Genomic DNA, 14,069 nt, shown 5'->3' on the forward strand with positions numbered 1-14,069 from the left:
TTTATAATCCCATCAACCTTAGCAACCGTAAAAACGCCAACTTAGGATATGCGAAGGATATGGGAAAGCGTCGAAAACGACATCGAAAAAGCCCGCGCCCCCGAAGGAGCGCGGGCCGTCCCCGAAAGGACGATGCAGCAGTCTGGGCAGACTGCTGCACGGCGGGCCGTCCGAGCGCAACCGCCGGCTATCCCAGCTCCATGTCCCCGCCGACGCCGGTCGGCACCTCGCCGGATATCATCGCGCCGGACGATCCGAAGGCGTACCACTTGCCGCCGACGCTTCGGCACGACGAGCGCGCCATCGCCCCCGACTCGTCGAGCCAGTACCACTTGCCGCCGTCGAGCAGCCATCCGGTCTGCATCGCGCCCGACTCGTCGAGGTAGTACCATGCTCCGTCCACTTCGGCCCATCCCGTGGCCATGGCCCCGGAGCCTGTCAGGTAGTACCACTTGCCGCCGACGCTCTGCCAGCCGGTTAGCATGCGGCAGTCGTCGCCGAACAGGTACCACTTGCCGTCGACCATCTGCCAGCCGGTCAGCGCGTATCCGTCGGCGCCGAAGCGGTACCACGCGTCGAGCGCGAGCCATTCTCCCGCCGGCCAGGAGCCGTCGGCGCGCCTGTACCACCAGCCCTTCCCGTCGCGCACCCATTCGCCGGACGCGCCGGACAATAGCGCGTTCACCCGGTCGGCGATCTCGCCCAGGCGGCCGTACAGCACGCCGGGGCAGAACGTCGCGTAGAAGTCGCGGTGGCCGTACAGCGTCTCGCCGACGTCCAGTCGCGCGTACCCCAGCTCGCGGCATTTGTCGGCCAGGAACTCCACGAGCGTGTCGACCGTGCCCTCGGCCACCGGCCAGTCCCCGCCCGCGGAGGAGTTGACGCACTCGACGTGGACGAGGTGCGCGTTGGCCCATGCGTCTCCCGCGGCCCACGCGTTGTCCTCGTCGGCCAGGAAGCGGCGCACGTGGCCAGGCTCCACGCCGTAGTGCGCCGACGTCCCGTTGGCCAGGAACGTCGGGGCCATGTCGATGGACGTCCCGGCGGCGTGGTGGACGCAGAACCCGCGCCCCTCGGCAGAGATATGGTTGGTGTTGCCTGAGGCGCGGTAGTCCTCGTCCATGACGTAGGCCATGTCAGCCCTCCTTCTTCGCGGCGATCTTCGCCACGCTCGCGCCGCCCTCGACCTCCGGCATGCCCGCCACGCTCGTGAGCAGGCTCACGACGGCAGCCAGGGCGGCCGCGCTGGCGACCATGGCCCACTGCACCTCTCCCATGACGGCTGCTGCGCCGATGACGCCGACGGCGGTCTGCGCCGCAGTCTTGACCGCGCGCACGCATGCGGCCTTCGCCCATTTCTTGATTCCGTCCATTTCTTCGTCCTTCATTTTTTGGTCCTTTCTAACAGCACCTGCATGTCCGTCTCCAGCCTGTCCAGCTTTGCCGCGTTGCGCTCGGCCTGCCTGGCGTCCTCGTCGAGCTTGCACGACACCCGGTCGATCATGCGCGTAGAGGACTCCAGAGCGGCGGCCACGCTCTCGCTCACGTCGTTGCTGCGGTCTATGGCCTGGATCCACTGCCCCTCGGTGCGGGCGCGCTCCTCGCTCTCGCGGGCCTTGCGGCGCTCCCGCTCCTCCTCGACCGCCGCCCGCCTGTCCATGTACGACGACCAGGCGGGGAAGCCTTTCGACAGCAGCGCCGCGCAGACGATCACGACCAGGGCGCACATGACCCAGGCCGCCCCCTCTTGCGCGATCGCCTGCGCAAGCGTGCTAACGCTCGTTTCGTACGGCACCGGCCGCCTCCTCGTCTAGCACGGCGGCTCTTATCAGCCCCCGCTCTCGGTCGTCTATCGCCGGCCACATGCCGAGGACGTCCTCCAGCCTTTCGCCGCGCGAAACGCGGATCCTGGCGGCTGCCGTCAGCACTCGAAGCTGCGCGTCCGTCATATCGCGCCCCCTATCATGTCGGCCACCGCCAGCAGCATCTCCTCGTTCGCGCGCTCCCGCGCGGCGGCCTCCTCGGCGGCCCGCCCGCGCTCGACGGCCATGGCGGCCTCCTCCGGCGTCGGCACGGCGTAGAGCATGGCCTCCTCGTAGTCGTCGTCCGCCCACGCGAACTTCTCCACGTCGTCGGGCGGGACGGCTCCCTTCTTGACGACTATGGTCGGGGACAGCGTCCCGGCCGACAGGTCGGGGTTGGCTATCTCGTTCCCGTTCTCGTCGACGATCCTCATGCCGGCCATGCCCATCACCTCCATGTTCCGGTAACGTAGTAGTGCAGGTACACCGTTCTCGAGTAGTTGCCGACGCTCAGGACGAAGAACTTCGGGGCTTTGTCGCCGAACACCGTGTGCACGCCGGGCCAGAACGCTCCGCCGCCCGGGTCCTCGATGACGACGTCTGCATGCACGAGATTCTTAAGGGCGAACGGGAGGGCGTGGCCTCCGCGCATCGTCCCGTCGTACGTCATGCCGCCCCACTGCACGTTCGTGGACGTCGGCGTGGACGTTGCGCCCCAGCACTCGGCGAACCCCGACGCCCACTTGCGCCACCGCCAGATGCCGCTCGTGCCCTGGGCCACAACGAAGTCGGCCATGTTGCCGCCGTTGAGCCTGAAGGTGCCCGACGCCTCCACGGCCCCCTTCAGTAGCACGCCGCTTCTGTTGCACGCGACGCCGGAGTCGTAGGGCTGCACGGTCCCGTCGGGGAGCGTCTGGCAGGCGGCGAGCGCAATCGAGCCTGGGGCCATGACCGCCAGCTGGTCGGTGCCCGCGTAGTAGGCTATCGCCCCCTTGCCGCCGCACATGCGGATGACGGCGTCGAGCATCCCCATGCCGAGCTCGATCTCCTTCGCCCCGTATCTCGCGACGACGTTGCCGGCCGCGTCGAGCACCTCGAAAGCCCCCGCCGCCATGCGCGATCGGAACCCGCTCCAAGAGCCGGACGACTTGTTGCCGACCTCCAGGCCGTCGCTCGTGTACTGCATGTAGTCCGAGGCCGTCTTCGCCGCGCTCGCGGCCTCGGTCCGCGCCGCGTTCGCCGTCGCGCTCGCGGAGTTCGCCGTCGCCTCGACGGACTCGAGCGACACGGACAGCCCGCTCGCCGTCTGCTCCACCGTGGACACGCGCGCGCCGAGGGCGTCGGTCGCGGCCGCGCTCGCCGTTATACGGTCCGCTTGCACCTTGATCTGAGCGTCGGCGTACGTCTTCGCGCCAGCAAGGGCGGCGTCGGCCTTGGTTTTCGCATCGGTTGCAGCGGTGCTGATCGCACCAGATTTTGCCGCGTCCACCTCGGCCTTGGTGGCGCGCAGGACGATGGCTTCCGCGTTCTGCTCGATCTTGGTCTCGGCGGAAGTCACCCTCGCTCCAAGGGCGTCTGCTGCCGATTGGGCCTTTGCGGCTGCCGACTTGGCCGCATCGGCTGTCGCCTGCGCGGTCGCGGCGCTCGTTTTCGCGGTCGACGCGCTCGCGGCTGCTGCGTCGGCTGCTGCCTTGGCATTTTCAACCGCTAATTCTGCGGCGGCGACATCAGCTTCGGTCGCACCTACTCGGATGGATATCGCATCTAGATTGGCTTCGGCTGCTGCGAGGTTCGCCGCTGCCGCGTCGGCTGCGGTCTGGGCCGCCGCTGCGTTGCCCGCTGCAGCCGTCGCGTCCGTTTGCGCCTTCGCGGCGGCGGTTCTAGCCGCGTCGGCTGCGCTCTGGGCGTTGTTGGCCTTGGTGTCCACTGCTGTCACCGACGCCGCCGTGCTCGTTATCGCCTCCGCGTTCTGCGAGATCTGCGTCTGCAGGCCGCTCTCGACGCTCGTCAGGTCGGTCTTCTTCGCGTACTGCTGCGCCACCGTGGACGTGATGCCCGCCGCGCTGCGCTCGATCTCCGACATGAGCCGCGACTCGGTGAGCGTGAGGTCGGTCTTTTTGGTGTAGTCGGCAGCCATGGTGTCCGTGACGGTCTTGATCTGCCCGGCGAGGTCGGTTCGCACCTGCGCGGCGTCGGCCTTCGCTCCCGCCGCTTGCGCGGTCGCCGCGTCGGCCGCCGCGATCGCGGCGGCGGCGTTCTGCATCGCCGTCCCTGCGGACGCTTTGGCCTCGGCTGCGGCGGTCTGCGCCCCGTCCGCCTTCGTACTGGCTTCTCCGGCTGCAATCTGCGCGGCGTTGCTTGCGGCTTCGGCCGCCGCCACCGTCTGCTTGACGACGACTATCTCGGACTCGGCGACCTCCGCCTTCGCCGTCGCCTGGTCGGCCTTGTCCTTGGCCGCGAGCGCGTCGGCGGCGGCTCGAGATGCGTCCGCGAACGCCTTGTCGGCCTCGGTCTTGGCCGCATCAGCCGCAAGCTTGGCCGCGTCTGCGTCGGTTTGCGCCTTGTCCGCGCTTCCCTGGGCGGCGTCGGCGCGCGCCTGCGCGTCCTTGGCGATCTTGTCGACGGCCTCCGCCTTCTCGTAGGCGCCGTTGATCCCGGCGTTGAGCGTGGCGGCGTGCTTGCGCACGATGTCGCCGATGTCGTCGCCCTCGACGCCGAACACGTACTCGTCGCCCTGCCAGTCGGTCGGACGGTGGACGATCCTCGACACTATCATGTATGAGTCGTACCCGTGCGGGGCGCTCGTCACGCGCACGTAGTCGCCGAGATCGATCGGCTGGACGCGCGGATCGATGCGGGACAGGTCGTAGGCTTTGACGTGGACCGTCTCGATCTCGTTGGCCTGGCCCGGCAGCCAGGACAGGGCGCGGTCTACCAGGTGCGCCGGGTCGGTCACGTCGTCCCACACGACGGCGCGCTCTCGGTACCCCACTTTCGACACGAGGTCGACCGAGACGACCGCGTCCCCGCGCTTCTCGTACCGCCCGTACACGTCGGCGTCGCCGTTTCCCAGGGGCGCGATGGTGATGCGGTCTTCCGATCCTTCAGGCTTCGAGCCGAGCGGGATCACCGCGGAGCAAATGGGCGATCCGTCGCGCGTGCGGGCGAACTTCAGCAGGTTCGCGCCGAACTCGATGCGCTGGGACGCGGTGCCGTCGGTGTCGGCCAGGTAGTCCACGTAGCGCGCGCCGCCCACGTAGCGGGCGCGGACGAAGCCGCCGAGGGACTCCAGCAGCTTCTCACGCACCACGAGGCCGGTGCTGGGGTAGTCGGAGTCGGAGCGCAGGATGTGCTCGTTGTCGTCGAGGAGGTGCCCCTGGTTCACGCCGACCCTGAACTGCTTTGCTGGCTCCACCTTCGCGTTGTGGTTGTCGACGAGCCACTCGAAGTACCCGTAAGGGTCGCTCGGCGCGAGCAGCGGCGCTTCGCCCGCCACCGTGGAGTAGGGGCGCACCGAGGTGTCGTTGAGGTAGGCGAGCTCGCCCTCGCATCGGTATTCGACGGTGCCCACGTCGTCCACGTCCTCGCAGGAGTAGGCTCGGCCCCGCATGAGGCAGCGCGCGCCCTCCCACGCCTCGATCTCCGGCTCGACCGATTCGAGCTCGATGATGCCGGCGCACTCATGGGTCGCCGGCATCTTGAACGAAAGCTCCGACGCAGCGCGTAGCGAGCGCGTAAGCTCAACGTCTAAAAGCTCGACGCCGGCGTCCGGATCGTAGAGGACGCGGCCGCCGTACAGAATACGCATGCGCGCCTCCTTAGAAGTTGAGGTTTTTGTACAGGTCCACGGTCATGTAGGTCGACTCCGGAACGATCTTCCCGCGCACGTACTGCCAGTTGCGCACCGCCATGGTGATGACGTCGTTAGCGGCAACCGGGATAAGGCGCGACACCAGGTCGAACACCACGTAGGTCGAATCGCTGTCCTCGGCGGAGTACTGCCAGAACGTCGTCCCGTTTTTCCTGATGTCGACTTCGAGCGCGTCGCCCGCCGGCAGGCTGTTCGCGTAGATGTGCACCGACACCTTGGCGAAGCCCGCTTCGGCGATCCTGATGCCGCCGCCCGACAGGCTGAACGCGTATCCCGTCTTGACGATCGAGCCGAACGGGACCGTCTTGTACTGGTTGGTGAGGTTCAGCGCGGAGGGCGCGTAAGCGGACGCCGCCTGGGTGAGCGTCGTTATGTATCTCTCGATCATCTGGTCGTTGCCGCAGAAGTCGGCTGGATCGACCAGGTCGTTGTCGCCGGGCAGCTTCAGCCCGAGCCTCGTCGTCGTTTCCATGCTACAGCTCCAATACCTCGTATGCGATCTTGACCCGGTACGCCTCGTTGGGGGCGGGCGCGCCGGCCATGTACATGACCTCGTGCCACCTCTTGCCCTTGAGGTCGGCCCACGTGAGGCCCCTCGCCTTGAGGTCGCCCCACGTCGTGGTGCCTCCTCTGATCGAGCCGCCGGTGTTGACGTACACGTCCGACGCCCCGTCGCGGATCGTGAGGCCCACGGCCGTGTGCGATCCGGGCGGCAGCACGACGTCCACGCCGTTCGCCACGACGTGGCAGGGCATCTGCGACTCGAACACGGGGCGCACCCGCCCCCGCCCCGGCAGCAGGCGCACGTTCGCGCCCGCCTGGGCGTCGACCGTATGGACCTTCGTGCCGGCGGACTTGTAGGGGTTCGCGTAAACGTTCACGATCATCTTTTGAAAGCATGCCTGCTGGTACCATTCGTCGACGACGAAGCGGCCGCGGTACGTGTATCCCGGGTCGCTCGCCAGCTGGTAGTCGTAGGATCGGCCGTGCAGGAACCGGGCCAACTCAGTTTTCACGCGCTCGAACTCGCTCGGAGGGGAGTCGACGAGGAACACGAGCCTGTCCTCACGGTCCCCGTACAGGACGTCTCCGAACGCCTCGGTCACGTCGAGGGATCCGTCTCCGCCGGGACGTTCGAGCATGCACCTCTTCACTGGAGGCGGGTTGAAGGTGGACTCGTCGGTCAGCATGACCCCGAACCGGCTCTCGATGTCCACGCCTCCGACTGTTATGCTCACAGCCCGTACCCCTTTCTCCGCTCGATGGCTCCGAGCCTCGCCCCGATCGGGGCGGCGGCTGCGTTGTACAGCTCCCTGCCGTCCAGGTACAGCGCGACGGACAGCTTCCCTGACGACATCGCGGCCGACACCGCATCGTAGATGTCCGAGGTCGTGATCGGGTTCTCTATCTTGCACTCGACGGCTATCGGACGGTCGACTCCGACGGCGCGTCCGTTCTCCCCGTACGGTACGAGCGGAGTCACCTGCGACCGCGTCTGGACGTTCGGGAGGACGGCGGGAACCGCGCCCCGGAGGGCGTCCTCGGTGCCGGAGAGCGACGCCGACGCGAGGGAGCGCCCCGCTGCGTACGCCGCGTCCTCGTGGTTCGCCTCCTCCTCGATGTACCCGAGCGCGTACCACTTCATCATCTCGCGCGTCTTCTTCGCGGGGGACCCGGTCTGCTGCGCCGCGTTGCCTCCGCCGAGGGCGGCGTTGACGAGGGCGGCGCCGACGTCCCACGCGCTCTGGATCCAGTTGCCGATCGCTCCGACGAAGCCCTGCGCGAACCAGTCGCCGGCGCTCGACCCGTCCACGGAGCTGGCGCCGCTGTTGGCATTGTCCGCCAGGCTAGCGCCCGCCTTTTTCGACGGCTCGGCTTGGCTGCCGACGCCCTCGGCGTATTGCCCGCCAGCCGTCGAGCCGGACGGAGTCATATCGACCGAGCCGAAGCCCGTCACGCCGCTCTGGGCGACGAGCGCGGCCTGCTGCTGGGACAGCCATGCCGTTCCTCCGATGGCCATCGCGTAGTCCGCCGCTCCAGCTGCGCCGGGGGAGGCCCCGTCCGTGGACAGCCCGGCCGTCGCAGCGGACGAGTTCGCGAGGGCTGCCGCCTCGGCGATGGTCTCGCCGTTGGCGATCGCGGCGGCGAAGGCCCCTACTGCCTCGTCTCCTTTGATGCCCGCCGCAGCCGCGAACTGCGCGAGCTGGTCGGCGGAAGCGCCGGTAACCGCTGCGGCCGCGTCGAGCGCCGCCTGAGCGTTGGACGCGAACCCGCTCGCGTAAGCCGCCGACGTGTCGCGCCCGGCCCCTTCTGCGACGCCTGTTTTCGAGCGGTACGCGGCGATGATCTCGTCCGCCGTGGAATTGGCCACGTCGATCCCGAGATCCGCGTCGAGGCCCCTCGCGAGCGCGCGCATCGCCTGATCCGCCTGCTCCTTCATCCCGGGCGGTAGCTTCTCGACTGATTGCAATATGGCTTCCACCATCGCGGCGTTCTCGGCGCTGACCTTCCCGCCGTTGTCGGCGATGGACGCCTGCATGGCCATGAACGATGCGTTCTGGTCTGTGACGAGCGCTCCTAGGGCTCTCGTCACGTCTGCCTCGAATTTCCAGTACGGATCGGAAAGCGTCTCGACCGCCGCTTTCTGCTCGTCCGTGAAGCCTGTTATCGTCTCAGTCGATTCGGCGATGGCCAGCTTCGTGTTCGACAAGCCTTCGTCTAGCGACGCTTTCTGCTCTCCGATCCATCGATTGAGCTCCGATATCGACTGGTCGTACTCCTGCTGCGTCATGGATCCTTCGACGCTGAATGCTTGCGTGAGGGTCATCAGCCTAGAGTTGTAGTACTCGTCTATGCTCGCAATGCCCTTGTCGTGAAAGTCCTGGGCGGTCGCCAGCATCTTGGCGGAATGCTCCTGCGTTATGGATCCCTCCGCATTGACCGCAGCCGTCACGCCCTGCATCCCGGACGAGTACGCCGTCACCTTCTCGGCTTCAAGCCTCTCTATCTCGGCGTTGTGCTCGCGAATGCTCTGAAGTTCGTCGTCGCGCAGGGCGCGCTGCTCAGCTATAGCTGCCGATATGATGGCAGTGATGGCGGCTTCGTGCTCTCCGATGACGCCAGACACCTCGCCAACCGTGGTGCCCGAGGACGTGAGCACCGCATCCATGTTGGTCACCATCGAGGAGGCGACTTCACATGCGTCGGCGTACGAGCTTATGGAGCTGCATGACGCGTCGAATTTCGAATTTGCTTCGTCAAGTCCGGTGGCAGCCGATATGATTTCGTTCACGGCGACGGCGACCGCCGTCACAGCCAAGGCGGCCCCCGCGCCTTTCGCAAGCGCGCCCATCCCGGCGTTGACGGTTTCTGCCGCGCGTGCCGCGTCCTTCGACTTGGACGAGAACTTCGCGAGCCCGGCGCTCAGCTTTCCGTACGCGCTCCAGCACGTTGACACCGTGCCCGCGACTTTCCCGCCGACCGAGACCAAGGGTCCCATGGCGGCTGCTGCGGCGAGCGCTCCGATGATCGCGCGCTGCTGTCCCTCGTCCATCTCGGCGAACGCCTTCGCTCCGTTGGACAGCGCCTCGAACAGAGGCTCCGCCGCTTCGACCGAGTCGAGCATGGCGTCGGCGAGCGGGCCGCCGAACTTCTCCGCCATCGCGACGGCGCGGTTCTCGACGATCTTCATGCGGGAGGCGAGCGACTGGTTGCGGTTGTCGACCTCGCTCTGCAGCGCGGAGTTCTTCGTCCATTCCTCGTTGGATTTCGCGACGGCGCTGCCGACGAGCTCCGAGTTTCCGGCAAGGCGCTTCATGATGTCGGTCTGGCGCACGCTGTCGATGCCGAGCTCTTCGAGCATGACCGACATGTTGCCGCCCTCGGCGGTCGTCGATTCCATGTTCGAGAGGAGCGCGGAGAGCGCGTCGACCGGGTCGTTTCGCCAAGCGTCGGCGAACTCCTGCGCCGACATGCCCGCGGTGCTCGCCCACGTCTCGACCGATGCGGAGTTGGTCGCTACGTCCTTGTCGATCTGGGCCATCACGGTGCTGATGGCCGTGCCGCCGGCCTCCGCCTCCACGCCCATGGAGCTGAGCGCGGTCGCCAATCCGAGTATGTCGGCCTGCGACATGCCCACTTGGGTTCCGGCGGCGGCGATGCGCATGGCCATGGACGATATGTCCGATTCCGTGGTGGCGAAGCTGTTGCCCAGCCCGACGATGGCGCTTCCGTAGTTGCTGATCTCTCCGTGGCCCATCTTCGTGATGTTCGCGAACTGGGCCATCTCGGTTGCGGCGGTCTCGGCGTCCATGTTGGTGGCGATGTCGAGGCCCGAAACCACGCGCCCGAACTCGTCGAGCTCGTCTATGGCGAAGCCGAGCTGCGCGCCGAGCGCCTGGATGTCGAGGATCTGCGACGCGCTGACGGCGTTCGTTTCAGAAAACTCGATTGCAGCGTCTTTGAGCTGCCGGTACTGCTCCTCGGTTCCGTCGACGGTCTTCTTGACGCTGGTCAGCGAGCTGTCGATGTCGACGGCCGCCGCGACTGTCGCCGCCCCGGCGGCCACGATGGGAACCGTCACGCCGGCGGTCATCTTCGAGCCGACCGATCCCAGCGTGGACGAGTACCCGGCCCACTTCGCGGACGCCATGTCCGCCTGTATCGACTGCTCGGCCAGCGCCCTGGTGACCGGGTCGAGCTCCAACGCCTTCGTGGCGTCGTTCACCGTGCCGTACTCCTTGGCGAACCGCTTCATGGCGCTCTGCGCCTTCTTGGTCCCCTTGTCGTCGAAGGTGGAGTATATGGACAGCTTCACGGATCCTCTGCCGGCCATCATGCGCCGCCCATCTTGCCCTCGATGGACGCGGCTGCGGCGTCGACGGCGCGTCGGACGCTCGAATAGACGTCGTCGGACATCCCGTCCGCCGCGCGCCATAGGATGCGCCCGTTCCCGGCGCCGCCCGGCCTGCCGTGCGCAGACGTGAGGGCCGAGACGAGCGCGCCTCCCTGGGGGGTGACGGCGAGGCGGGAGAATTCGGCGATCGCCTCGGCCTTTCCGACATTTCCACCAGGAGTCTCCACGCGGAACCAGTACGGCCCTCTCCGGTCGGCCGCGTACCGCGGTCGAAGGGATGCGCCGCGGGATCCGCGCCATAGGTTATGGGGGCTCGACGGGTTCGCGATCGACGTCGCCCTCGAAGCTATGGACCGGGCCGCCATCTCCATCACGGGGACGGTGGCCCGCCTCACCTCCGGCTGCGCACCGCGCAGCGCGGCGCTGACCGCGTCGATCCCCCCGATTTTCACGTCTACGTCGAGCACTCGCGATCCTCCTAGCTTGCTTCGCCTCGGAGGATCGCATCTATGTCACACGAGCCCTGCTCCGGCGGAGGGAACGCCGAGTACCAAATGGAGTCGAACGAGCGCGGATCCTCGCGGAGAAGCCTTACCAGCGCGGCTGGATCGGACCCGGTCTTCGCCGCCAGCGCCGCCGCGAGGTCCCCTATTCCGCTTCCAGGCCGCCTTCCCGGGCGGCCGCGGTAGGGTCCTCCGGCTCGTCGCCCCCGGTGTGGATCCGCTCGGACGGCACGGGCTCGACCTTGCACGAGTTGAGGAACTCGCAGATGCCGTCGAGCGTGACGGGGCCTTCCGGGTGCAGCCCCTCCGCCTGCGCCGCCTGCATCTGGATGGCGAACGTCATCTTCCTCAGGATCCACAGCTCCGTGTGCGTCCCCGACGCGCGCAGCCCGTCGGCGAACTCGTCGGCGACGGCCCACATGGAGGGCGTGGTCACGGTGACGGCCTCGCGGCCGTCGGGGCCGACGATGCGGTAGGCGTTCTCCAGGTTGCCGAGCTTGATCTGCTCCATGTCGCCTTCCTTCCTAGTAGCTCGCCGTGTCGTTTACGAGGATCGCCTCGATGGACGTGCCTCCGACGCTTATCGCGCCGTCCGTGGACAGCGTGAGGTCGAACGGGCCTCCGTCGGTGGACACGCCCATGGCGTTCACCTTCCAGGGGATCGCGCCCATCTTGACGGTCAGCGACCAATCCTCGTGGACCGTGTGCTTGAACTTGGCCTGCAGGGAGCCGACGACGATGGAGTCCGCGACGGACGTGCCAGAGCTGCTCCCGGTCTTGACGAGCCGGTACATCTCGGTCGAATCCGTCGTTCCGGAGAGCTCGACCGTGACGGTGGCCGACTTCTCCGTCTGGCGCTTCGGCGCGATCTGGCCGAGGGGAACGGACGCTTCGACCGCGTTCTCGACCTTGAAGGACAGGCTCGACAGGTCGATCGACGGAGGCACCGCGGCGGGCTCGTTGGTCGTGGGGGAGAAGAGGACCTCCGCGCCCGCCGTCTTGAACCAGCCTTTGGACGCGTCGAAGGCCGGGCCGTTCCATGCCTTAGCCGCGAGCCAGCTTGCCGCGCATCCCTTGAGCGCGATCTCCACGCTGGGCGGCTTCGTCCCCTCTGCGGAGATCGAAAGCGAGTCCACCTTGCATCCTTCGAGCTGCTGGAGGGCTGCGTCGGATGCTCCGACCTGCTGGACGAACGTCAGATAGGGAAGCGATTCGCCCATCTTGATGTCGTGCGTGTAAGGGGCGCTTTCCCCCGATACGGAGTCGCTGCCGAGCGCCCCGAAGAGCGCCATGCCGATGAAGTCGGCGAACGCGAGCGTCGTCAGCTTCGCGGTCGCCTCGGAGCCTGATATGTAGCGCCCCGCGGTCGTGTCGCGCTTCCCGTTCGTCAGGCTGACGGAGTCCGTGGACGTCGATGCGTCGATGCCCTCGGAGTCCGCGCTCGCGAGGACGGTCACGGTCGGCGCCGCAGGGGACCCGGCGGCGGTCTGCTTGCCGAATCCGAACGTTCCATGGTTCTTGTTCATATGCTCATCTCCTCGATGATTCTTGCAGCCTCAGGAGAGGCGGCCACGTTTACCGAAACCTCGTAGTCGAGCAGGTACCCCGCGTGCCTGCGCCCGTCCGAGTCGCCCCAGGATTCCGCCTCCTTCACCTGGGGGACGCCGATCTCGTTGGCGGCTCCTCCGAGGTCGATGTCCACGAGAGGGAGCTGCATCGCGACCGCTTGGTAGGCGTTGGCTATCCTGGCGGCCTCGTCGGACGTCGGGGCCGTCGCCGCGACCGTGACCCACACGTGGAACGTGACCCCGAGCACGCCGCCGGTCAAAAAGCCCGATACGCCGAACTCCCTGGCGGTGCCCCATGTGGCCACGTGCAGCGGCTCGGGCTCCGATCCCGGCAGGTCGAGCGTCACGCGCGGCCGCGGCACGTTCGGGGCCAGCTCGGAGATGCGCGAGAACAGGGCTTCGAGGTCCGCGTGGACGCGCATGATGGCGGGCCCCGCCACGTCGGCGATCATGCGATCACCGCGCGGCGCGACCTGCGGCCCTCTATGACGGCGTCAACGTACGGTATGCCAGTCCACGCCCCCTCCGCGCCCGTCGCGAGCGTGTAGCTCGTGTAGACGCCGTCGACGCTCTGGCCCCGCGCGTTCTCCGCACCCAGGCGCGGGCGGAGCGCGGAAGCCGCGAGCCTCACTGCGGCCTCGCGTATCCTCGCGTCGGGAGTCGCGCCGTACTTCACGTTGGCCGGTCCTCGCGATTCGGACACGGCCTGCCGGTCGCTCACAAGCTCGCCGAAGTCGATTTCGCGGGCGTCCTGCACGGGCAGCTCGTTGAGGCCGGGGGACAGGCGAACCCTGATCCCGCGCTCGCAGAAGCTCCTCCCGGTGCAGTCCTCGATTGTCTCCTCGGCGGCCTGGATGGCGGCGGCGATGTCCGCTGCTGGGTAGCGGGCCTCGTCCTCGAACCCGTCGTTGTTCTTCCGGCCGTACGAGACCACGTCGGAGGGGGAGCAGTACCGAGCGCCGACGCGCTCCACATGGGTCGAGAACGATTCGACTCCGCATTCCCACGCGATCTCGTAGCGCCCGGGCGAGGGCATGAGCTTGACGGCGTCCTTCTCCGCGAGCACGGCCATGCCGCCTTCCACGCGCGCCTCTGCGCTCACGCTGCCGCACACGGCCGTGGCGCTCGCCCCCGACGTTTCGACCGAGACGGGGCCGTCCGATGCGGCCCACCTCGTCTCGACGTCCTTTCGGAGCAGCAGGGTCATTTCGCATCCCCGCCGCCGGCGCGTTCGGCGATGAGCGCCTCGATCTCGGCGACGGTCGCCTTCTTCGGCACTTCGATGCCGAGCGCTCCGGCGCGCTCGGCCAGCTCCTCCTTCGGCGTCTTCGCCTTGCGCCCCGGCTCTTCTTCGACGGCGGCGACCAGCCCGCGCGCCTCCGCCTCCTCGTTCGTCATGACCTCGCCTTCGAAGGCGATAAGCACGCCGTCGCGGACGACGCGCTCCTCGGCCGTGTAGACCCCGGCCAT

The 14,069-nt window shown here is 67.6% G+C and carries 15 protein-coding genes; all 15 read right to left on the reverse strand.

The genetic code is table 11. The features are described from left to right. Nucleotides 1–187: 187 nt before the first annotated feature. Complete coding sequence (locus ACTQZK_RS01535) at nt 188–1,135, reverse strand: N-acetylmuramoyl-L-alanine amidase (RefSeq protein ID WP_417122999.1); 948 nt, start codon at nt 1,133–1,135, stop codon at nt 188–190. Between the two features lies 1 nt (nt 1,136). Beyond that, nucleotides 1,137–1,388: a holin gene (locus ACTQZK_RS01540; protein WP_417122998.1), complete on the reverse strand. Its 252-nt coding sequence runs from the start codon at nt 1,386–1,388 to the stop codon at nt 1,137–1,139. Then, a complete protein-coding gene (locus ACTQZK_RS01545; protein WP_417122997.1) occupies nt 1,385–1,795 on the reverse strand; it encodes a hypothetical protein in 411 nt (136 codons plus the stop codon). The genes ACTQZK_RS01540 and ACTQZK_RS01545 overlap by 4 nt, the downstream gene beginning before the upstream one ends. Further along, nucleotides 1,773–1,949, reverse strand: a complete 177-nt coding sequence (locus ACTQZK_RS01550; protein ID WP_417122996.1) for a hypothetical protein — start codon at nt 1,947–1,949, stop codon at nt 1,773–1,775. The genes ACTQZK_RS01545 and ACTQZK_RS01550 overlap by 23 nt, the downstream gene beginning before the upstream one ends. Next, on the reverse strand, nt 1,946–2,245 hold the full coding sequence (locus ACTQZK_RS01555) for a hypothetical protein (protein ID WP_225748973.1): 300 nt from the start codon (nt 2,243–2,245) through the stop codon (nt 1,946–1,948). The genes ACTQZK_RS01550 and ACTQZK_RS01555 overlap by 4 nt, the downstream gene beginning before the upstream one ends. A 5-nt stretch (nt 2,246–2,250) precedes the next feature. After that, the gene (locus ACTQZK_RS01560; protein ID WP_441898129.1) at nt 2,251–5,610 is read right to left on the reverse strand and encodes a hypothetical protein; all 3,360 of its coding nucleotides are present in this window, start codon (nt 5,608–5,610) and stop codon (nt 2,251–2,253) included. Between the two features lie 10 nt (nt 5,611–5,620). Then, nucleotides 5,621–6,145 (reverse strand): hypothetical protein, encoded by a 525-nt coding sequence (locus tag ACTQZK_RS01565; RefSeq protein ID WP_225748975.1) that lies wholly within the window; start codon nt 6,143–6,145, stop codon nt 5,621–5,623. A gap of 1 nt (nt 6,146) precedes the next feature. Next, entirely contained in the window at nt 6,147–6,911 is a 765-nt protein-coding gene (locus ACTQZK_RS01570) for a hypothetical protein (RefSeq protein ID WP_441898131.1), read from the reverse strand. Then, the gene (locus ACTQZK_RS01575) at nt 6,908–10,489 is read right to left on the reverse strand and encodes a phage tail tape measure protein (RefSeq protein WP_441898132.1); all 3,582 of its coding nucleotides are present in this window, start codon (nt 10,487–10,489) and stop codon (nt 6,908–6,910) included. The genes ACTQZK_RS01570 and ACTQZK_RS01575 overlap by 4 nt, the downstream gene beginning before the upstream one ends. A 17-nt stretch (nt 10,490–10,506) precedes the next feature. Next, a complete protein-coding gene (locus ACTQZK_RS01580) occupies nt 10,507–10,980 on the reverse strand; it encodes a hypothetical protein (protein WP_441898134.1) in 474 nt (157 codons plus the stop codon). 196 nt (nt 10,981–11,176) lie between these two features. Next, complete coding sequence (locus tag ACTQZK_RS01585; RefSeq protein ID WP_441898135.1) at nt 11,177–11,542, reverse strand: hypothetical protein; 366 nt, start codon at nt 11,540–11,542, stop codon at nt 11,177–11,179. Between the two features lie 13 nt (nt 11,543–11,555). Next, complete coding sequence (locus tag ACTQZK_RS01590; protein WP_441898137.1) at nt 11,556–12,557, reverse strand: hypothetical protein; 1,002 nt, start codon at nt 12,555–12,557, stop codon at nt 11,556–11,558. Further along, nucleotides 12,554–13,051 carry a hypothetical protein gene (locus tag ACTQZK_RS01595; RefSeq protein ID WP_225748995.1) on the reverse strand — a complete coding sequence of 166 codons (498 nt, stop codon included), beginning with the start codon at nt 13,049–13,051 and terminating at the stop codon, nt 12,554–12,556. The genes ACTQZK_RS01590 and ACTQZK_RS01595 overlap by 4 nt, the downstream gene beginning before the upstream one ends. Further along, nucleotides 13,048–13,806 (reverse strand): hypothetical protein, encoded by a 759-nt coding sequence (locus ACTQZK_RS01600; protein WP_225748996.1) that lies wholly within the window; start codon nt 13,804–13,806, stop codon nt 13,048–13,050. Before ACTQZK_RS01600 ends, ACTQZK_RS01595 begins: the two co-directional genes overlap by 4 nt. Next, nucleotides 13,803–14,069 (reverse strand): hypothetical protein, encoded by a 267-nt coding sequence (locus ACTQZK_RS01605; RefSeq protein ID WP_441898139.1) that lies wholly within the window; start codon nt 14,067–14,069, stop codon nt 13,803–13,805. Before ACTQZK_RS01605 ends, ACTQZK_RS01600 begins: the two co-directional genes overlap by 4 nt.

Source organism: Paraeggerthella sp. LCP19S3_G8 (genome assembly GCF_052119225.1).
Taxonomy (GTDB): Bacteria; Actinomycetota; Coriobacteriia; order Coriobacteriales; family Eggerthellaceae; genus Paraeggerthella; species Paraeggerthella hominis.

Bases quoted from the DNA above. Each gene is read 5' to 3' on its own strand.
- ACTQZK_RS01585 (WP_441898135.1), bottom strand. From the start codon at position 11,542: ATGGAGCAGATCAAGCTCGGCAACCTGGAGAACGCCTACCGCATCGTC.
- ACTQZK_RS01555 (WP_225748973.1), bottom strand. From the start codon at position 2,245: ATGGCCGGCATGAGGATCGTCGACGAGAACGGGAACGAGATAGCCAAC.
- ACTQZK_RS01595 (WP_225748995.1), bottom strand. From the start codon at position 13,051: ATGATCGCCGACGTGGCGGGGCCCGCCATCATGCGCGTCCACGCGGAC.
- ACTQZK_RS01590 (WP_441898137.1), bottom strand. From the start codon at position 12,557: ATGAACAAGAACCATGGAACGTTCGGATTCGGCAAGCAGACCGCCGCC.
- ACTQZK_RS01565 (WP_225748975.1), bottom strand. From the start codon at position 6,145: ATGGAAACGACGACGAGGCTCGGGCTGAAGCTGCCCGGCGACAACGAC.
- ACTQZK_RS01600 (WP_225748996.1), bottom strand. From the start codon at position 13,806: ATGACCCTGCTGCTCCGAAAGGACGTCGAGACGAGGTGGGCCGCATCG.
- ACTQZK_RS01550 (WP_417122996.1), bottom strand. From the start codon at position 1,949: ATGACGGACGCGCAGCTTCGAGTGCTGACGGCAGCCGCCAGGATCCGC.
- ACTQZK_RS01540 (WP_417122998.1), bottom strand. From the start codon at position 1,388: ATGAAGGACGAAGAAATGGACGGAATCAAGAAATGGGCGAAGGCCGCA.
- ACTQZK_RS01605 (WP_441898139.1), bottom strand. From the start codon at position 14,069: ATGGCCGGGGTCTACACGGCCGAGGAGCGCGTCGTCCGCGACGGCGTG.
- ACTQZK_RS01535 (WP_417122999.1), bottom strand. From the start codon at position 1,135: ATGGCCTACGTCATGGACGAGGACTACCGCGCCTCAGGCAACACCAAC.
- ACTQZK_RS01560 (WP_441898129.1), bottom strand. From the start codon at position 5,610: ATGCGTATTCTGTACGGCGGCCGCGTCCTCTACGATCCGGACGCCGGC.